This is a genomic window from Synechococcus sp. R8-2 (assembly GCF_047461715.1).
In the GTDB taxonomy this organism is placed as follows: domain Bacteria; phylum Cyanobacteriota; class Cyanobacteriia; order Thermostichales; family Thermostichaceae; genus Thermostichus.
Genome location: NZ_JANSHQ010000386.1, coordinates 1 through 2,551 on the forward strand (window position 1 = coordinate 1; position 2,551 = coordinate 2,551).

The window sequence follows — 2,551 nt, forward strand, 5'->3', positions numbered from 1 at the left end:
CTCCGTCCCGCTGTCGCGACCGGACTCGGCCAGAACCGCTATCAGCCCTAAGATCAAGTTTGAAGATCAAGTTTGGCCAGATGCCCGGCCAGCTCTGCTGGGCTGTGGACCAGGGGAGTGGTGATCTGTCCAGCCTGTTGGAGAACAAGCATGAGTCAGTATCTGCCGGAACCTGCTGCTGTGGAGGAGGATCCCAGCTTGTTGGTAGAGCGGCTGCGCCGCAAAGAGGGCCGGTGGCTGGATTGGGCCAAGGCCTGTCAAGCTTTGCAACGACAGAAAATGACTCCCCAGGCCATCTTCGAGGCAACCGGGTTTGAGCCCATTCACCAAAACCAGATCCTTGTTGCGGCCCAGGTTTACGAAGGGATGGCCAAAGCAGGAGCCAGCCCAGAAGTTCTGGGGCATTTTGCCCACAAAGGTAGCGATATCCTCTACGAGTTGCGCATTCTCTCTCCACAGGATCGGGTTCGGGTGGCGGAATTCATCTTCAGTCGCCATTTGCATGCCGATGATGCTCACGAGATCGCCCGCGCGGTGAAAAATTATGCCCAGCTCCAGCAGCTCCCGGAAGGGTTTACGGATCACCCCGGCGATGCGGTGGCCTATCAAGCCTGGCGGACGGCCCAGCAAACCCGCGATCTGCAGGAGCGAACTCGGGCTATCGGTCGAGCGTTTCAGTATGTCCACAGTGATACAGCCCGCCGACAGGTGGAGCAGCTTTTGTCTGCAGTTACTGCTGGCTCCCGATCCCAACGTAGCGTTTTGCCCAAGCTGTCGGTGTTTCGCCTGGAAGAAGATCTGCCGCGCCTGCTGCCGGTGGCCGGATCCCTGCCTCTTGCAACTGCCGCCTGGGAAGGGATCCCCTCCAGCCAGCCCCAAGGGCCCTTTGGCTGGGTCAACAGCCCGGCGGAGCAAACTTGGATGGCCTTGCCCGCTTGGCCGGTGATTCAAAAGGCCGGGGATCCGGTGATCCTCCAGGTGGAAAACCGGCTTTTGGGATCCCTGTTGGGTTTGCCGGTGCCTGCCGGTGAAGAACAGGATCCGGTTTTGCTGGTGGTCGATCGCGCCGCTCGGGTTTGGGAGGGAGCTCAGATGGCGGGATTTTTCCTGGTGGATCGGGCCGGATCCCTGGCGGTGGAGTGGATAGAAGACTCGCCCTCCTCTCCCCTGTTGGGCCAGGTGCTGATGGCCGTGCGCCCCCCGCGGGTTTTCGATGAGGTGCTGGCTCAGGATCCCTGGCAGTTGGAAGAATAGGCGTTGGGATCCCGCCGTTGTAGCCATTCGTGCTAGTGGTGCAGAGCACCGCGCCTGGACTCGCCCCCATGGCCTCACCCATGGCCTCAATTGAGCAAGGCCAAGTTATCCCGGTGGACGGCAGTATCAACCCCTTCGTAGCCCAGGATGCGGGGAATCTCGGCGGTTTTTTTGCCCTTAATCTGCCGCAGCTCCTCGGCGCTGTAGTTCACCAGGCCCCGCGCCACCTCCTGGCCGCTGGGATCGCACAGGCGCACGGCAGCCCCCGCCTCAAACTCCCCAGAAATGGCTGTGATCCCTGCCGGCAACAGCGAGCGCCCTTGCTCGCACACCGCTCGTACCGCCCCCTCATCCAAAGTCAAAGATCCCTCGGGGATGAGGCCGTAGGCAATCCATCGCTTGCGGGCGCTGGCGGGCTGAGGAGCCGGATCAAAGCGGGTGCCGATGGCCTCGCCGGCCAGAATTGCCGGGATCTGCTCAGGCCGTTTGCCATTGGTGATCACCACCGTTACCCCTGCAGCTGTAGCAATTTGAGCAGCGGTCAGTTTGGTGGCCATGCCGCCGGTGCCCCAGCCGCTTTTCCCCTGGGCTTCGGCCTTCACCTGTAGCGGGATCCCGGGCAACACCCGCTCAATGGGCTGGGCAGAGGGATCTCGGTTGGGGTCAGCCGAATAGAGCTTGTCCACATCGGTGAGCAGGATAAGCCACTTGGCCTGCACCATGCTGGCCACTAACGCCGAAAGCGAGTCGTTATCGCCGAATTTCAGCTCCTCCACTGCCACCGTGTCGTTTTCATTGACGATGGGAATAACCCCCATCTGCAGCAGTTGGGCAAAAGTGCGATTGGCGTTCACGTAGCGGCTGCGCTCCACCAGATCGCCGCGGGTGAGCAGCACTTGGGCAATTGGCTGGTTCAGAGCCGAGAAGAGGTCATCGTAAAGGCGGATCAACCGCCCCTGTCCCACCGCAGCCACCGCCTGCTTCTCGGCAATAGCCGTCGGTCGTTGCCGCCAGCCAAGGCGAGCACAGCCCACCCCCACCGCCCCAGAGGAGACCAAGATCACCGCATACCCCTGCCTGCGCAGGTGGGTCAGCACCTCCACCAGCGGCCCCAACACCGAAAGACGCAACAAGCCGGTCTGAGTATCTGTCAGGCTGGAGGTGCCGATCTTCACCACCACCGTCACGTCTGTTGTTGCCATCGCCGCTCTCAACCCATCCTCCCACCCCTCTATTCACCATAGCGCCACCATAGCGGAGTCAAGACGCAGCTGTATTGACCAAAAGGCGCGGCAAG

At 61.5% G+C, this 2,551-nt stretch carries 2 protein-coding genes; one reads left to right on the forward strand and one right to left on the reverse strand.

Features of this window, described 5'->3' with window-relative positions; all coding sequences use genetic code 11:
* Window positions 1-150: 150 nt before the first annotated feature.
* On the forward strand, window positions 151-1,254 hold the full coding sequence (raf1, locus tag NW819_RS09575) for a RuBisCO accumulation factor 1 (protein ID WP_414413595.1): 1,104 nt from the start codon (window positions 151-153) through the stop codon (window positions 1,252-1,254).
* 86 nt (window positions 1,255-1,340) lie between these two features.
* Here raf1 and proB read toward each other — a convergent pair whose 3' ends face one another.
* The gene (gene proB / locus NW819_RS09580) at window positions 1,341-2,456 is read right to left on the reverse strand and encodes a glutamate 5-kinase (protein ID WP_041436197.1); all 1,116 of its coding nucleotides are present in this window, start codon (window positions 2,454-2,456) and stop codon (window positions 1,341-1,343) included.
* Window positions 2,457-2,551: the final 95 nt, after the last annotated feature.

Excerpts from the sequence above, each read along its gene's own strand:
- raf1 (WP_414413595.1), top strand. The coding sequence starts at position 151 with ATGAGTCAGTATCTGCCGGAACCTGCTGCTGTGGAGGAGGATCCCAGC.
- proB (WP_041436197.1), bottom strand. The coding sequence starts at position 2,456 with ATGGCAACAACAGACGTGACGGTGGTGGTGAAGATCGGCACCTCCAGC.